The organism is Pseudanabaena sp. Chao 1811, from assembly GCF_027942295.1.
Classification (GTDB): Bacteria; Cyanobacteriota; Cyanobacteriia; order Pseudanabaenales; family Pseudanabaenaceae; genus Pseudanabaena.
This window is the reverse complement of record NZ_CP101416.1, coordinates 2,542,461-2,558,654: the sequence shown is the minus strand read 5'-3', so window position 1 is coordinate 2,558,654 and position 16,194 is coordinate 2,542,461. Positions and strand designations below refer to the sequence as shown.

The window sequence follows — 16,194 nt, the reverse complement described above, 5'->3', positions numbered from 1 at the left end:
AATAAAGGGTTAAAAACAAAACTAAGTATTAGGCGGGAGGAAGGCAAATGTTATCTCAGTCACCTAGTGAAAAAGCTTTAGTTCTGATAGTTGATGATGAACAGGCAAATCTGAATATTATTGCAGAAATTCTTAATAATGAAGGATATGACATATCGATCGCAAATAATGGAGAACGCGCTCTAACATTGATATCTCGAAAATTACCTGATCTAATCCTGTTAGATGTGTATATGCCTAAACTGGATGGATTCCAAGTATGTAGCAGGATCAAGAATAATGATCAAACTAGTCAAATACCTGTGATTTTTATGACTGCATCAACGGATGTAGATAGTAAAATCAGAGGGTTTGAGGTTGGAGCAGTAGACTACATTACGAAGCCATTTAATGAAAGAGAGTTGGTCAGGCGTATTAAAACGCATCTGCAAGTTAGAGAATTATCAAGAAATTTAGAGCAAGAGGTAATTAAACAACAAAATATAGCGGCACAGCTTGAACAGAAGTTAATTGATTTACAACAAGCCGATGAACAAATACGCCAACAAAATGAAAAATTAACCCTAGTTAACCTGCAATTAACTCAAGTCACAAGACTTAAGGATTCATTTTTAGCAAATATGAGTCATGAACTTCGTACGCCTCTAAATTCTATTTTAGGCATGGCAGAAGGGCTAAAGAATGGAGCTTTAGGTACAATTAATAATCAGCAAATGCAAGCCTTAGATACCATTGATAAGAGCGGCTATCATTTACTAGAATTAATTAATGATATTCTTGATATCTCCAAGATTGAAGCAGGAGAACTCAAATTGAATTGCAAAAGCACTTCAATTAGAAAAGTTTGCGAATCTAGTCTTAGTTTAGTTAATCTCAAGATATTACAAAAACGCCTCCAAAGCATATCTATATTTCCCTCTCATCTACCCGATATACATTTAGATGAAGTTCGGATTAAGCAGGTTTTAGTTCATTTACTGACCAATGCAATTAAATTTACACCAGTGGGAGGCAGCATTACCCTAGAAATCACTCAATTTACTCCAGATTCATCACATCAAAACTCGCTTCTAGATGGATTTGTGCGAATTGCCATAATAGACACAGGGATTGGTATTTCCCCAGAGAATATCAACAAGTTATTTCAGCCCTTTGTCCAAATAGATAGTGATTTCAATCGTAAATATCAAGGCACTGGATTAGGGTTGGTATTTGTGAAGCAGGTAGTAGAACTACATGGCGGTAATGTAAGTGTAGTGAGTACAGTAGATCAGGGAAGCTGTTTTAATATTGATTTACCTCTAAGTGCTTGTACGCTATGCCCTAATTCCAAAAATATTCTCGATCCTCAGCAATCAAGATCTCACAAAGCCATAGAAAGTCAAATTAGCGCCCCCGCCGCCTCTCGCTTGCCTTTAGTTCTGTTAATAGGGGAAAATAATGCAACCATGAATACCTTTTTTAGCTATTTAGAAGCTAAGAGCTATCGTCTACTATGGGCAATATCTTGGCAACAAGCGATCGAGCATGTTCATTTATCCCCACCTGATTTGATAGTTATTGATGTCCAACTTTCAGGAATGTCTGCTTGGGATGGTATTAGTCAAATTCAGATAGAGTCTATTACTAAAGATATCCCTATTATTGCCATGTCAGATTCGGGAGATGTGGTTGATCGCGATCGCTATTTGGCAGCAGGAGTCAGTGATTATCTAGTTAAACCCATTAAGATCAAGCAACTTCTTAATTCTATTCAGCAGCGTTTAAATGCATGAAACTTATGCGCGATCGCCAATATCTTTCTAAATATATTCTTTTCTATAAGCCCTATGGTGTGCTCTGCCAGTTTACGGATGACAGTGCATCACCTCGTCCTACCTTAAAAGAATATATTGATATCCCTGAGGTTTATTCCGTTGGGCGATTGGATTTTGATAGCGAAGGCTTGCTGCTCTTAACCAATGATGGACAGTTAAAGCATCGCTTAATCGACCCGCAATTTGAACATACAAGAACTTATTGGGTACAAGTGGAAAAAATTCCCACGGAAGAGGCATTGCAGCAATTGCGGGATGGTGTACTAATCCAAGGGTATCGGACTAAGCCTGCGATCGCCAAATTATTAGACGCTGAGCCAGAATTACCACCACGTAATCCCCCCATTCGCTTTCGTGCAAGCATTCCTACAGCATGGATTGAGTTAACTCTAACGGAAGGGAAAAATCGTCAGGTGCGCAAGATGACGGCTGCCGTGGGTTTCCCGACGTTGCGACTGGTACGTGTTGCGATCGCGCATTTACGCTTAGATAATTTAAATGTAGGAGAATGGCGTAGCTTGACTGAACAAGAATTACAAGAACTCCGCCTGAAAGTGTTGCCTCGCCGACTCCGTTAAAACTTTAATTAATTCTGTAGTTAAGTCTTCATAGGGTTTTTGTAATATTTCGGCGCAACCCACGATCGGAACTTCTGCTTGAAATAGCTCTGTTAGTAAGCGATGATCAGGGGCGATCGCAATGGAGCCATGTTGTAAAACTGAGTCACGACGATAGACTTGAGCACTACCAATCAGTTTTCTGCCATCAGAAATTACTAAATCAGCATTAGTTGCTGTAGAAAAACAACTGGGATTGTGAATATACCCCCGTCCTGATTGTCCATAGGTGAGTGAAATCCCCAATTTGTCAAAGCCTTGGATCAAAAATTCGCAAATATATTCATAAATTTCACGGTGCGATCGCCTTTTACCATCTACTGCAACGTTGGTAATTACAGCATAGGTAAGATCGCCATGATGTAACACGGCTCTCCCCCCACTGGGACGGCGCACAATATCGAGATAGTGGTGCTGAGCGGTCGCATTCCAACAATCAGGATATTGCTTTTGATGAAATCCAAGCGAAATTGCGGATGGGTTCCAATGATAAAACCTTAAGACTGATGGAAATTGCGGATCTTGACTATGGCGCTCTAGTAAAGAATTATCCAATTCCATATGCAGCTTTCCCGATGTCTCAGAATAAGGGATAAGCTGCCATAATTTATTCATATATTTCTACTACAGCAGATGTCCTTTGCTTTTAACAAAGGACATCTACCATCAGGTAATTTCTAGGCTGAAATGCGTTTAAGCACTAAAGTTTTCTTTTAAAAACTCATCGTTATCATCGGCGATCGCTGCCACAATGGTGATGATACGTGAGATCTCCGCAGGGGAAAGATCTTCAACAGAGCGTGCAGCCAAGACCAACACTTGATCATTTTGAATAGCATAACGAGCCTCAAAAGTATCCGTAGCATTTTTTTCCAATAGCCAGCGTGTTAACTTAGCTTCGTCTTTGAAAGGTGCATTTAGTACCGTTGCAAAGACAGTAAAGGTATCATTCGGTTCAGTTCCAGTAATGTTGACAACTACCTCTACAGTGCCATATTGGAATTTCCACGTATCCTCTGTCTGGTTTTCAAGCGCAGAGTTGTCAGCATCCATACTAGCAATAACAGTTTGGATGGTTTGCACAATGTGACTAGGCTCTGGTGCAAAACTAGATTCTGCTTCTACAGGAGATATTGGCGATTCTGTTGTGAAGGTCATAGTGAAATATCTAGTTACTATCTGCCAATAGTGTATAGCAAACGTCAATCTTTTAGCACTTTGCACTCAAGTAAAAACTAACGTTTTGATTAAGAGTATTACCAATTAAGGGTTTGAAGAACATTCAATAAAAATTAAGCTATTTCTCCATGGGCGATCGCCCATGTTTGATCTGCCATAGAAACCAGTTCTTCGGGTTCATGGGTGACGACAAGAATTGTCCAATTTTTTTTGAGATCTTCTAAGATTCCTAATATTTGTTTACGCATTGACCAGTCTAAACCTGCGGTTGGCTCATCCAGCAATAACAAACTTGGTTGTCGAATTAACTGCACAGCCAGTGCTAACCGCCTCTGTTGTCCACCACTCAGAGATTGTGGTGAGTTACTAGGATTGAGATGGCTTAAACCCACAGCATTCAAAGCCCCCTGAATGCGATCGCCATCAAGATCAATATGGCCAAGGCGCAATTCTTCTAAAATCGTACTCCCGCAAAAGTGCCGCTCTGGAAACTGGAATACTAACCCACATATTTGCTGGAGGTGGTCGGGAGTGAGTTCTTGGGATTTCCAATAAATGCCGCCACTAGTCCATTCCACAAATCCTGCCAAAATCTCTAGCAATGTACTTTTGCCAGAACCACTAGGACCAACCATGACACCAAGTTGGCGATCTTGTAATTCAAACGATATATTTTTGAGAATCGCCTCAGGGGTGGCAGGTGGATGATAGCAAAGGTTCTGGATAGAAAGCATAGGAAATTGTAAAAATTAGAATGGCAAAACTTGGCTTTTCCATTCTAACTTCCTAATTCAGCAAGTTCTTGGCAAGCTGCTTGATATTGCTTTTCAATTTCTATTAATAATTCTGGTAAACCTACATTTTCTCCCCGCTTACCCTTAAGCTCAACTTCTAGGCAAAGCTTTCCAAGCTCTTTAGCTCCCAAAATATTACTACTTCCCTTCAATGTATGCGCCGTATAACTAATCTCTTGAGGATCGTTATTGGCGATCGCTTTGCGGAGGTTTTGCAAAAGAACAGGAGCTTCTTCGTGGGTAAATAAATGAATCATCCGTCCAATTAAATTAGGATTAATTTGCTCAAGATTTTTGATTGCAGTACGATCAATCACTGAAGAAGTATGAGATTTTTCCACAACCCCTGAGCCTAGCGTATCCTCTAGATCAACCTGACCACCCACAGCCCATTTCTCAATAGTTCGCTGGAGTGAATCCATCATAATTGGCTTACTGATATAGTCATCCATGCCTGCACGTAAACACATCTCGCGATCGCCCTGCATTGCGCTAGCAGTCATCGCAATAATCGTGGGTCGTTCATACCCCGCATGTAGCTCATCCCAATGATTGACTAGATAGGTTGCAGTCTCTAAGCCATTCATTTCTGGCATCTGTACATCTAGCAATAGTAAGTCGTAGTGATTGACTTGTACTGCCTCCAATACTGCTAAGCCATTGTCTACCACATCGGGATAATAGCCCATCTTAATGAGCATTGCCATCGCTAATTCTTGATTAATTAAATTATCTTCAGCAATCAAGATTTTGAGGGGTAAGCGATCGCCAATGCGCCCTGAAGAGACAGATTTATTCATCGCATCCTGCAACGTATAACTTGGCGCATCCTTAGCTATTCTGGTAGTAACTGTAAATGAAAAAGTAGAACCCTGATCGGTTTTACTTTCAACTTGGATATTACCACCCATTACTTCTACCAAACTTTTACAAATCACCAAGCCTAAGCCAGTACCACCATACTTACGCGAAGTCGCAGCCGTTGCTTGGGAAAATGGCTGAAATAAACGCTTCATCTGCTCATCAGTTATACCAATCCCTGTATCACTAACCGAAAACAAAAGTTGAAACGGATGATCAGGGGTAGGCATCTGATCAGATGCCAATCTCACACTAATACGCACAGCCCCTGTATCCGTAAACTTGAGAGCGTTAGAAACTAGATTTGCTAAAATTTGTCGCAGTCTAGTCACATCACCAATAATGTATGGTGGAACATTAGACTGCATACTTACTTCAAATTTTAGTTTCTTTTCCTTGGCTTTGACCAACTGGACATCATAGATATCGCGCACTACGGCTCTAACATCTAGTGGTGCATTGTCTAGTTCCAATTTACCTGATTCAATTTTGGAAAAATCTAAAATATCATTAATCACCGAAAGGAGCATTTCACCACTTACCTGAATCGTCCGCACAAATTTATTCTGTTCAGGATTTAGATCCGTTCCTGCTAACAATTGGGTCATCCCAATCACTCCATTGATAGGGGTGCGGATTTCATGACTCATCATTGCCAAAAATGCTGCTTTAGTCCGAACTGCTTCTTCTGCTTCTTCCTTCGCTTTACGGAGATCTTCCATTAGTTGCAATTGTCTCAATTCCGCTTGTTTTTTGGAGGTGATATCGCGGAAACACCAGACCAAGCCAAAAAACTTATTTTGATTAGAACTGACAGGACTGGTGTAGTAGTCAAAAATGCGATCGCCATAAACGATTTCACCACGTCTGATCACGTCAGGATCGTCATAGGTCGTCTCTAACAAATTGACCAAGACCTCAGGTAGATGGGACTTGATCAAAAATGTTCCCAATGGAGAACCATTACTATCATCAGCATAATTATCCCCAACCAGAACATCATGGGGAATATCCCACATTTCACAAAAGCGACGGTTAAAACTGGCAATTCTTCCTTGCTCGTCAACCGCAAAGATCCCATCAATCGAGGCTTCTTTTTGAGCATGGAGTAGCAGATTTGTACGCTGCAAATCCCTGAGCATTCCCACTCTTTCAAAAACAGCATCGGAAAGCTCATGATTTTTTTGGGCAAGGTGCATTTGTAAATGCCTCAAAGACAAATGTAAATGCACACGAGCAAATACCTCCGCTAATTGTGGAGGCTTGGTAATATAGTCAGCCCCACCGCTTGCAAAAGCCTGAAGTTTGTCTTGAATACTTTCATTAGCACTAATAAAAATGATCGGGATATCTTCTGTATCTGTATTTGCTTTAAGAATACGGCAAACTTCATAGCCGCTCATTTGTGGCATAGATACATCTAACAAGATGAGATCAGGAGTATGTAATTTCACGCATAGCAAAGCTTCACTACCATCACTAGCTGTTTTAGCGATATAGCCATGATCCATTAACGCAGAGGCTAGCTCATGGCGAATATCTGGATCATCGTCAACAACTAGTATCTTGGATTGAGGAACATCGATTACATTTGATTGCACGACCCGATCACCTTACTAGAAAGCCTAATCAAATACATCCGTTTTTTTATGATATAGCAGTCGCAAATCAGTTCTTAGAAGATAAAGCCTGCATTTCCTCTCATTGCTTGGCACTATATATAACTAGATATAACTAGCCAATGAGCATACCCTAGACAACACTAAAAAACAACTTAAATATAGCAATGAAACAAGTTTTGGAAACCTAAGCTTCGTAAAGGTTTCCAAAACTATCAAGTTTTAACGACCACCAACAGTAATCGCATCAACTTTGATATGGGGTTGCCCAACGGTGACATACACACTGCCACTCACAGAACCACAAAACCCTGCGGCAAGTTCTAGATCCCGCGAACTCATAGAAATTTCCTGCATGATTTCTTTGGCATCGCCAATGAGGGTTGCACCTTTAAGTGGTTTGGTGATTTTGCCATTTTCGATTAAATAGGCTTCGTCTACGGCAAAGTTAAATTGTCCAGTAGGGAGGACGCTGCCACCACCCATTTTTTTGCAATAGATGCCCTTATCGACGGAGGCAAATAGATCATCTAGAGAAAAGTCACCTGCATCAATATAGGTATTTCGCATCCGACTAGCCGCAGCATAGGCATAGCTTTGGCGACGACCACTACCTGTGCGCGGATGCCCTGTGCGTAATTCCCCTGCGCGATCGCTAATAAAGTTTTTGAGGATTCCATTTTCAATTAAGAGCGTTCGCTGTGTGGGCATTCCTTCGTCATCCATATCGATTGTGCCAAAGGCTTCCTCAGAGCGTCCTTCATCCCATGCAGTCAGGTTTTCGTGAGCAATTTTCTGACCTTTCATTTCTGCAAAGGGTGTGGTTTTTGCTTCAATGCCTGTAGTTTCAAGGAGATGCCCACATGCCTCATGGAAGATTACGCCACCGAATTGATTAGCCATAATGATGGGATAGGAACCCGACTCAACATAATCGGCATAGAGCATTTTGCCAGCAGCTTCGGCAATTTCATCAATGACAGGTTCATAATTCCAATTGCGGAGATAGCTGGGATCGCTAGTACCACCAACACGCTTGTTAATTGATGAACGATTTGCACCATCAGCGCAGAGAAGATTAGAGCCAACTGATTGCGTGAGGCGAATATCTCTAGCAAATGTCCCATCGCTTGCGGCGACCAAGATTTCTTGCCAATCTCGAAAATATCCCGATCGCCTTGATTGAATATGTTTACCTTTTTGAGCAAGGAGTTGATTAGCACCAAGGAGGATATCACCCATTTCCCGCATTGGACTGCATTGACTAATCCATGAATCTTTACCTTTTTTCGTGGCATAGTCACGAAAAAGTTCTAGTTGAATTGAGGAGATAATGGAATTTTGAGAAGGAAGTTGTAAACCAAGTATGGAAAGGGCGCGTTCCAGAGCCGACTTTAACCCCAAAAAAGTCAGGTCATTAGTACTGACATAACAATCAGCTTTACCTTTAAAAGCACGAATACCTGCGCCTGTGGACAGTCTTGGCGAGATGCTCGTAATTGTGTCATCTTCGGCAAGACAGCTAATGTAATTGTTACGTTCTAGGAAAAATTCTACAAAATCTGCCCCTGCTGCCCGACCAAGCCCCAAGAGGATCGAGAGCGGTGCTTCCCATGTTTCATCAAAGCGATCGCCAACGGGCGAATATTGTAGACTTGGCAGTTCTTTGGTCAGTAGTAGATTGCTTCTCATGTATAGATGCTCGGTACTGTTTGCTTCTCTTCTGCAAGTGTACCAAAACAAGTAAGAAATTTATTATGTTGACACCGCTAAACTGAGAATTAATTCGTTTTTGGTGTTTTAAAGGAGATCACGATATCTAGCAACGTCAAGGAATCAGTTATACTAAGAGGTGATTGTATAGGGTGGGAATTCTTTGCGTTTTAACAATTTTTATTGTTTTTTCTGATCTCGTAGATATTTTACCTCGTTTCGATATTTAGCAATCCTTAGCGCTATTTATAACTCTATTGAGCTACCCAAATCTTTGTATAACAAGCACAATGAAAATGATTATCAAATACTAAGTCAAAAGTTGCTATGGCTACTCACATCAAACAGCATATGGACACCTGTTGCTAAATTTACGAACATATTTTAAGTATGAGCAACTCATCTTCCCAATTAAATACTGACAATTTAGACACCAGAGTACCATCAGCGAATATTGATCATAGTGCTTTGCATTCAGAAATGGAAAAAGTAAGACAAAGAATGTTGCTGTATGGAGAAATCCTCCAATTTATACGTCAATCCGACGATTTAGAAGAAATTTTAAATACCATTACAGCCAAGTTACGTAAGTCACTTCATGCTGTTCATGTTGCTATCTATGAATTGAACAAATCATTCAATAACATTTCTATAGACATCAATCAGAAGATAGAAGTTAAGGGGAGATTCATTGCTGAATCAAAAGCAAATTTTTGTGAGCCATGCTCACAAATTCAAATCGAAAATATACTACTTGAAGACCATCAACGAGGGGAAAGTGCCATAGCAAAAATTATTGATTACTACACAGCAGGGATCACACAATGTGATCTAAACCTAACAGAAATATTTACTGGCAAAGCTTATTTACTTGTACCAATTTTATTACCTGAACTTGATCCTAATCAGCCATTGTGGGGATTTTTGACCGTTTATCAATGCTCTGCATTAGAGAATAGAGACGACAACATCTGGGATCAAGACGATGTAATCATGCTGCAAAATATTGCCATGCAGATAGAAATCTCTTTGCAATGCAAACACTACAAAAACAGGATATTAGAACAGGTAGAAGAAGCAGAACAAGCCTATACAGTTTTATATCGATGGACTCAGCAATATCGCTCTTTAGTGGAGCAAATCCCCAGTGTGTCCTATGTATCACCGATTACAAATAGTCCAGAATTTGCCTATATCAGCCCCCAGATACAAGATCTTTTAGGGATACCAGCTTCAGAATGGGATGCAGGCTTTTTTAATACTTGGGCAGAATATGTCCATCCTGAAGATCGCGATCGCGTTCAGCAAGAGGTTCTAAAAAGTATAGAAACGAATGAACCTTTTTGTTGTGAATATCGGTTTATTAATCGTGAAGGTAAAGTCATTTGGGTACGAGATAATGCCACTGTTGGCTTAGCAACGGATGGAAAAACTAAGGTGCTTCGTGGTTCGGCTTTTGATATTAGCGATCGCAAAGAAAGTGAACTGCGATTTAAAGGAATTTTTGACAACACCTTCCAATTTATTGGTTTACTATCAACAGATGGAATTTTATTAGAAGCAAATCAAACTGCTCTAGACTTCGGTGGCGTGACGCATGAAGAGGTCATTGGTAAACCAATCTGGGAAACCTATTGGCTATCTATTTCAGAAGCCACACAGCAGCGCATGCGGCAATCCGTCAAGCAAGCGGCTCAAGGTGAATTTGTGCGCTATGAGATAGATATCTATGGAGCGGGCAACCAAACCACCACGATTGATTTTTCCTTACGTCCTCTCAAAGATGAATCTGGGAAGGTTGTTTTATTAATTCCTGAAGGAAGAGATGTCAGTGAAATCAAGGGTATTGAAAAGGCTTTACGCAAGAATGAAGCGATGCTTGCCGAGGCTCAAAGAGTCGCGAAACTTGGCAATTGGGAATGGGATATTCTATCTGATGAAATTACTTGGTCAGAAGAGTTATTTCATATTTTCAGGCGTGATCCGAGTCTAGGTACCCCCACCTATGATGAACATCTGTCATACTTTGTGCCAGAAGACCAGCAAAAGCTAAATCACGCAGTGCAAAAAGCAATTCATCAAGGCGAGTCATACCATTTAGAATTAAGATTAGCTCAAACTGATGATTCCTACCGTTATATCGAAGGCATTGGCCACGCTAAATATGGTGATCATGGAGAAGTTGTCAGACTGTATGGTATTGCTCAAGATATTAGCGATCGCAAAGCTGCCGAAGCAATTCTCCGACAGAACAAAACTTTATCAAGGTTAACTATCGAAAATGCTTCGGTTGGCATTGCCACTTTAGACTTGGAAGGAAAATTCTTAAATGTAAATCAAAGTTTCTGCAAAATATACGGATACTCAGTATCTGAATTACTAAATATGACTGCTTTTGAACTCACACACCCTGATTCAATCGATAAAACCTTAGTAGCACTTCAGGATCTAGTTAGGGAAGTAGCCACCAATATCCGTATTGAGAAGCAGTATATTCATAAGAATGGTAATGTGATTGATGCGATCAGCTGGGTAAGTTTGATGAAGGATGAGCAAGGTAAACCACTCCAAATTATTGCTAATGTAGAAGATATCACTGAGCGTAAGCAAACTGAAGCCAAGCTAGAGGCAGCACGCATGGCGGAAATAGCCAACCAAGCCAAGAGTGAGTTTCTGGCGGTGATGAGTCATGAACTGCGGACACCGATGAATGCAGTAATTGGCATGACAGGACTTTTACTAGATACAGATCTATCGCCGCAACAACAACAATATGTATCAACCATCCGTCAAGGTGGAGAAGTACTGCTATCAGTAATTAACAATATTCTGGATTTCTCACGAATTGAATCAGGACATTTTGAATTAGAAGAACATCCATTTAATTTGCAAAAATGTGTTGATGAAGTTCTCAACTTAATGACATCACGCATAGCGGAGAAAGAGATCGAACTCTTAGCTATGGTTAATCTAGATGTGCCACGGCAGATTTATGGAGACTATCATCGTTTGCGCCAGATCTTAGTCAACCTAGTTAGTAATGCGATTAAGTTTACAGAACATGGCGAGATCGTTGTTACGGTAGAGTCTCACTTAATTGATCAAGTTGATCAAGATGCTAAAAAGTATGAGATAGTTTTTACTGTGCGTGATACGGGGATTGGCATAGCTCCCGATGCGATCGCTAAACTTTTTCAGGCATTTAGACAAGCGGATAGCTCAATTAATCGCAAATATGGTGGTACGGGTTTAGGATTAGCCATTTGTAAGCAGCTATGTGAACTGATGGGTGGTCAGATCACTGTGGAAAGCAATCTTGGGAAAGGCTCATGTTTTCACTTCTCAATTTTGGCTATGGAGGATAACTCAGAATCAACTGCGAGTGCTCTCCAAATACCACATGAATTCAAGGGTAAACGTATTCTCAGTGTTAATACGAACTCAACATCTCAACAGGCGATCGCTTTGTATACACAACCTTGGGGAATTTGTCTGCGGACAGTATATTCTGCGGATGAAGCTCTGCAATGTTTGTCTACTGAGAACTTTGATGTCGTAATCATTGATAGACAATTAAGAGAGATTGATGCTCTAGATCTTGCCAAAAACATTCAAGATATTTTTCCTACCTTGTCTTTAATTCTCTTAACTCCTGCCAATGCGACGCTGGAGTCAATGACAACTAATTTTGCTTCGATTATCACAAAACCACTTTCAGCTTCTAAACTCTATAAAGCTTGTTTCGACTTATTCACGAGTCATCCTCCTCAGATCGCAAGCCGCGATCATAATAGTGCTATTTATGCCAGCATAGATGCCAGTTTTGCTAAAAAATATCCCTTCTGTATTCTCTTGGTGGAAGATAATCCGATCAATCAGCAGATTCTCCTATTGATGCTAGAAAAATTAGGATATCAAGCTAGTTCGGTGGGTAATGGACTAGAAGCGCTGCAATCTCTCCAAAAACAATCCTATGATTTGCTATTTATGGATATTCAAATGCCAGTGATGGATGGACTGACGACAACTCAAAATATCCGACAATTGCCCAATCAACGTCCTTGGATCATTGGTCTATCGGCGAATGCCTTTACGGAATCGCGGGATTTGGCGTTGTCAGTAGGTATGGATGACTATCTAACAAAGCCTTTGCAAATTGAAGATTTAGTGGCGGCGCTCCAAAGAGTAACCAATAAATCTAACCATAATCCAATCAATATGGAGATAGTCGCTAATATAGAAATGATGATTGGAGAACAAGGCTTATCTCAGCTAATTGATGAATATTTAGAACATTCTAGATTGTCAATTGCGAAGATGAAAGCTGCGATCAAGAATAGCGACATCGTTACGCTAGAAGCGGAAAATCATTCTCTCAAGGGAGGTAGTGGCATATTTGGTGCTACCTATCTTTGTGGATTATGTAAGGAGATGCAATACCTATGTAGAGATATACTCCATCACAATACTAATGTAGATATTAATAAGATTGAAGACCTCGTATTGAGGATTGAAAATGAATACAATCTGGTGGCTAAAGTATTCCAATCCAACCAACATAAGTAAGAAATTGACGCACAAAGTGCGTCAATTTCTTACTTACTGATGCTATGTGGAACTCAGGGTATGAATTTCTTGCTGCTAGCAGAGCAGGGCAACCACGGGAGGATGGCGACTACCTACAATAATTTAAATTTGGGGTAGGGGCTGTGCCCCCGTGCCAGCCCCGACTCTCAAGATTGCTTATATAGCTGTCGCCAAGTGTATTAGGACATAAAATATAAAAAGAGAAAGGCGGAGCGCCGTGCCGCCTTTCTCTTCTTGTCCTAACATAAGTGACGGCAGCTATATAGCAATGTAAGGTTGGTTTAGGACAAATCCTAATAATTGGCAAATATCACATTGGCAACTTAATACAGACCACCGTTTGATTGGAAAGGATATTTTCAATTGAAAATTCTCCCCCGTATGTTTCGGCAATACGTTTTGCCAAGATTAAGCCTAGACCATTGCCTTGCTGCTCATAATGTTTGCGCTCGAACTGCATGTAAGCGCCGATGTTGGCTATTTGTTCGTCCGTCATCCCTCTACCATGATCGACAATATACAGATTAAAAACTTGTGCATTAACATCTACTTTGCTGGTTACCTTTACAGGACTACCTGCCGTGGAGAATTTAAAAGCATTTTCGACAATTTCTTCAATTACTTTAGTGAGATGTTTGGGCAAAATTTTGACGATCGCCTCTTCTAACTCCATCTCTAAATCATCTACTCTATTTGCTTTTTCGGCACAGGCATAAGCGGCAGAAGCAATGATGTCTTTCACTGCACTGCAATCGGGATCATCTTTCCATGTTGGGTAACTGGCGGCAGTTGCTTCTAGCTCGGCAAAGAGCATAAAATTTCGCGCCAATCTATGTAACCGTTGTCCAGAGAGATAGATATTCTGAACTGATTCTAGAATTTCATCCTTTGATAGAAAGTCATAATCGCTAAGAATTATTTCTGATAATCCTAAAATGCCGCTCAATGGCGTTAACATTTCGTGCGGCAGTGAGTTAGCAATATTACGCCTTAATACATCTAATTTAGCTATGCTTTCTTTCTTAGCTACTTCATATTTCTCAAGCCTTGTAGCAATAGATTTTAATAGCTCCGAAGGTGTAAATGGTTTGGTTATATAATCATCCGCGCCAAGTTCCATACCCTCGCGCATATCACTATGGGAAGATTTTGCGGTTAAAAAGATAACGGGAATAGTCGCGGTCAAAGAATTGCGTCGTAATGCTTTTAAAACACCAAATCCATCTAATTCTGGCATCATCACATCGCATAGAATCAAATCAGGATGGTCTTCTTTTGCCATCTGTACGCCAACAGATCCATTCTCTGCGGTAATCACATAGAAACCTTCTAACGATAAAATTTCTTTGATATTTTCTCGAATTCCCTGTTCATCTTCAATGACTAAAATATGTTGCATGACAATTTGGATAATAATTGATTTAAGTGGAATAATATGCTAAATGGCGATTTGTAGCTTTTTACGATAGTTGGGCTCTCATCTATCTCTTAAGTAGTTTGGCATAATTAAAAAGCCAGAGCCAAAAATCTGTACCGCCCACGCTGCTGGCGGTGCAGATTTTTAGGGTTTTATCTTTAATTTAATTATGCCGAACTACCTAAGATGATTCAATCTAATTTCCGACCTGATATCAATAATTGCTCAAATTCATGGACAGGCAAAGGTTTACTAAATAAGTATCCTTGAATAATGTCACAATTATGTTGTCTTAAGAAATTTAGTTCTGCTCTTGTTTCTACGCCTTCAGCGACAATATTGAAATTTAACTTGTGAGCCATTTCGATCACGGCTTGCACTATAGCGGCATTCCCTGTATTCGTGTCAACATTACTGACAAAACTGCGATCGATTTTAATTGTATCAAGCGAAAACTTTTGTAAATAGCTCAAAGAGGAATATCCAATACCAAAATCATCAATAGATACGCGAGCACCTAGACTTCGGAATATATTTAGAATGTCATTCGTTAACTGAGGATCTTGAATTAGAGTAGTTTCTGTGATTTCTAAATCTAATAAATTAGCATTGAGATTGTTATCTCTAATGACTTTCTGAACTGTCAGTTTTAAATTTGCGTCGCTGAATTGATGAGCCGATACATTTACTGATATTGACAGATTATTGCGGATTGACTGCCATTTTTTGGTTTGTTGACAAGCAAGTTGTAGTACCAGATTTCCGAGTGGGACGATGAGTCCAGTTGTTTCGGCGATCGGTATAAATTTGTCTGGAAAGAGAAAACCATATTCTGGATGTTGCCAGCGGACTAATGCTTCAGCACCAATAATTTCTCCAGTTTTAAGATCGACTTGAGGTTGGTAATAGAGTAACAATTGGTTTGATTCTGGGCTTTCTAGTGTTTGTCTGAGGGCGTTGGCGATCGCAATCTCTTCTAAGCTCAAACTTGGTGTAGAAAAAGGTAAATTTTGTCTAGCCGCCTCGATTTCTTGTTGTAGTTGCTGGGTATAGTGCTGCTTTGCGAAAGACTTTTTGCGTAACCGAATGGCGATCGCTCTCAGCAGTTCATCGGGATTAAATGGCTTAGTTAAATAGTCATCTGCACCGAGTTCTATGCCTTGCCGAACACTTTGATGTTCAGCCTTAGCTGTTAAAAAGATAAAAGGGATTTGACTAGTTGTAATGTTCTGTTGTAAAGCTACTAGTACGCCATAGCCATCAACCTCAGGCATCATGACATCACAAATGATTAAATCAGGGCAATTTTGCTTGGCTTGTTCAATACCAATACTCCCATTGGCAGCAGTAATTACAAGAAAACCTTCTAGCTCAAGGATTTGCTGAATATTGTCAAGAACTTCAACGGAGTCCTCTATGACCAGAATTTTATTCATAAAACCTATAAATGATGATGAAATTAGTGTAGCCATGTATAAATTTTAGACAACAAGCTTAAACCCGTTAAAAAGTTTAATTAAGCTTATTTTTTAGTCTGATGCCATGGACTTTGGCGTTTAACAAATAACTTTAGTTTTTAGTTTATTTGTT

10 protein-coding genes are annotated in these 16,194 nt (G+C 40.1%); 3 read left to right on the top strand and 7 right to left on the bottom strand.

The window, feature by feature from the left end; genetic code table 11:
* Positions 1 to 47: 47 nt before the first annotated feature.
* Both NMG48_RS11695 and NMG48_RS11690 read left to right on the top strand, forming a co-directional pair.
* Positions 48 to 1,775, top strand: coding sequence for a response regulator (locus NMG48_RS11695; RefSeq protein ID WP_271251732.1), 1,728 nt, complete (start codon positions 48 to 50; stop codon positions 1,773 to 1,775).
* A 5-nt stretch (positions 1,776 to 1,780) separates the two neighbouring features.
* Complete coding sequence (locus NMG48_RS11690; RefSeq protein WP_271255269.1) at positions 1,781 to 2,395, top strand: pseudouridine synthase; 615 nt, start codon at positions 1,781 to 1,783, stop codon at positions 2,393 to 2,395.
* On the opposite strand, the gene NMG48_RS11685 is transcribed toward NMG48_RS11690, so the two are convergent.
* The 5 genes from NMG48_RS11685 to NMG48_RS11665 form a co-directional block, all read right to left on the bottom strand.
* On the bottom strand, positions 2,351 to 3,049 hold the full coding sequence (locus NMG48_RS11685; protein ID WP_271251731.1) for a lipoate--protein ligase family protein: 699 nt from the start codon (positions 3,047 to 3,049) through the stop codon (positions 2,351 to 2,353). The two genes, NMG48_RS11690 and NMG48_RS11685, sit on opposite strands and share 45 nt — an antisense overlap.
* 78 nt (positions 3,050 to 3,127) lie before the next feature.
* A complete protein-coding gene (locus tag NMG48_RS11680; protein ID WP_126385334.1) occupies positions 3,128 to 3,592 on the bottom strand; it encodes a YbjN domain-containing protein in 465 nt (154 codons plus the stop codon).
* A gap of 134 nt (positions 3,593 to 3,726) precedes the next feature.
* Positions 3,727 to 4,347 (bottom strand): ABC transporter ATP-binding protein, encoded by a 621-nt coding sequence (locus NMG48_RS11675; protein WP_271251730.1) that lies wholly within the window; start codon positions 4,345 to 4,347, stop codon positions 3,727 to 3,729.
* Between the two features lie 44 nt (positions 4,348 to 4,391).
* The gene (locus NMG48_RS11670) at positions 4,392 to 6,869 is read right to left on the bottom strand and encodes a response regulator (RefSeq protein WP_271251729.1); all 2,478 of its coding nucleotides are present in this window, start codon (positions 6,867 to 6,869) and stop codon (positions 4,392 to 4,394) included.
* 240 nt (positions 6,870 to 7,109) lie between these two features.
* Positions 7,110 to 8,579 (bottom strand): TldD/PmbA family protein, encoded by a 1,470-nt coding sequence (locus NMG48_RS11665; RefSeq protein WP_271251728.1) that lies wholly within the window; start codon positions 8,577 to 8,579, stop codon positions 7,110 to 7,112.
* 411 nt (positions 8,580 to 8,990) lie between these two features.
* Here NMG48_RS11665 and NMG48_RS11660 point away from each other — a divergent pair, with 411 nt between their 5' ends.
* The gene (locus tag NMG48_RS11660; RefSeq protein ID WP_271251727.1) at positions 8,991 to 13,166 is read left to right on the top strand and encodes a PAS domain-containing protein; all 4,176 of its coding nucleotides are present in this window, start codon (positions 8,991 to 8,993) and stop codon (positions 13,164 to 13,166) included.
* 331 nt (positions 13,167 to 13,497) lie between these two features.
* Here the strand turns inward: NMG48_RS11660 and NMG48_RS11655 are convergent, their stop codons facing one another.
* A complete protein-coding gene (locus NMG48_RS11655; RefSeq protein ID WP_271251726.1) occupies positions 13,498 to 14,586 on the bottom strand; it encodes a hybrid sensor histidine kinase/response regulator in 1,089 nt (362 codons plus the stop codon).
* A gap of 209 nt (positions 14,587 to 14,795) precedes the next feature.
* A complete protein-coding gene (locus NMG48_RS11650) occupies positions 14,796 to 16,040 on the bottom strand; it encodes an EAL domain-containing response regulator (protein WP_271251725.1) in 1,245 nt (414 codons plus the stop codon).
* Positions 16,041 to 16,194 lie beyond the last annotated feature (154 nt).

Bases quoted from the DNA above. Each gene is read 5' to 3' on its own strand.
- NMG48_RS11695 (WP_271251732.1), top strand. From the start codon at position 48: ATGTTATCTCAGTCACCTAGTGAAAAAGCTTTAGTTCTGATAGTTGAT.
- NMG48_RS11690 (WP_271255269.1), top strand. From the start codon at position 1,781: ATGCGCGATCGCCAATATCTTTCTAAATATATTCTTTTCTATAAGCCC.
- NMG48_RS11685 (WP_271251731.1), bottom strand. From the start codon at position 3,049: ATGAATAAATTATGGCAGCTTATCCCTTATTCTGAGACATCGGGAAAG.
- NMG48_RS11680 (WP_126385334.1), bottom strand. From the start codon at position 3,592: ATGACCTTCACAACAGAATCGCCAATATCTCCTGTAGAAGCAGAATCT.
- NMG48_RS11675 (WP_271251730.1), bottom strand. From the start codon at position 4,347: ATGCTTTCTATCCAGAACCTTTGCTATCATCCACCTGCCACCCCTGAG.
- NMG48_RS11665 (WP_271251728.1), bottom strand. From the start codon at position 8,579: ATGAGAAGCAATCTACTACTGACCAAAGAACTGCCAAGTCTACAATAT.
- NMG48_RS11660 (WP_271251727.1), top strand. From the start codon at position 8,991: ATGAGCAACTCATCTTCCCAATTAAATACTGACAATTTAGACACCAGA.
- NMG48_RS11655 (WP_271251726.1), bottom strand. From the start codon at position 14,586: ATGCAACATATTTTAGTCATTGAAGATGAACAGGGAATTCGAGAAAAT.
- NMG48_RS11650 (WP_271251725.1), bottom strand. From the start codon at position 16,040: ATGAATAAAATTCTGGTCATAGAGGACTCCGTTGAAGTTCTTGACAAT.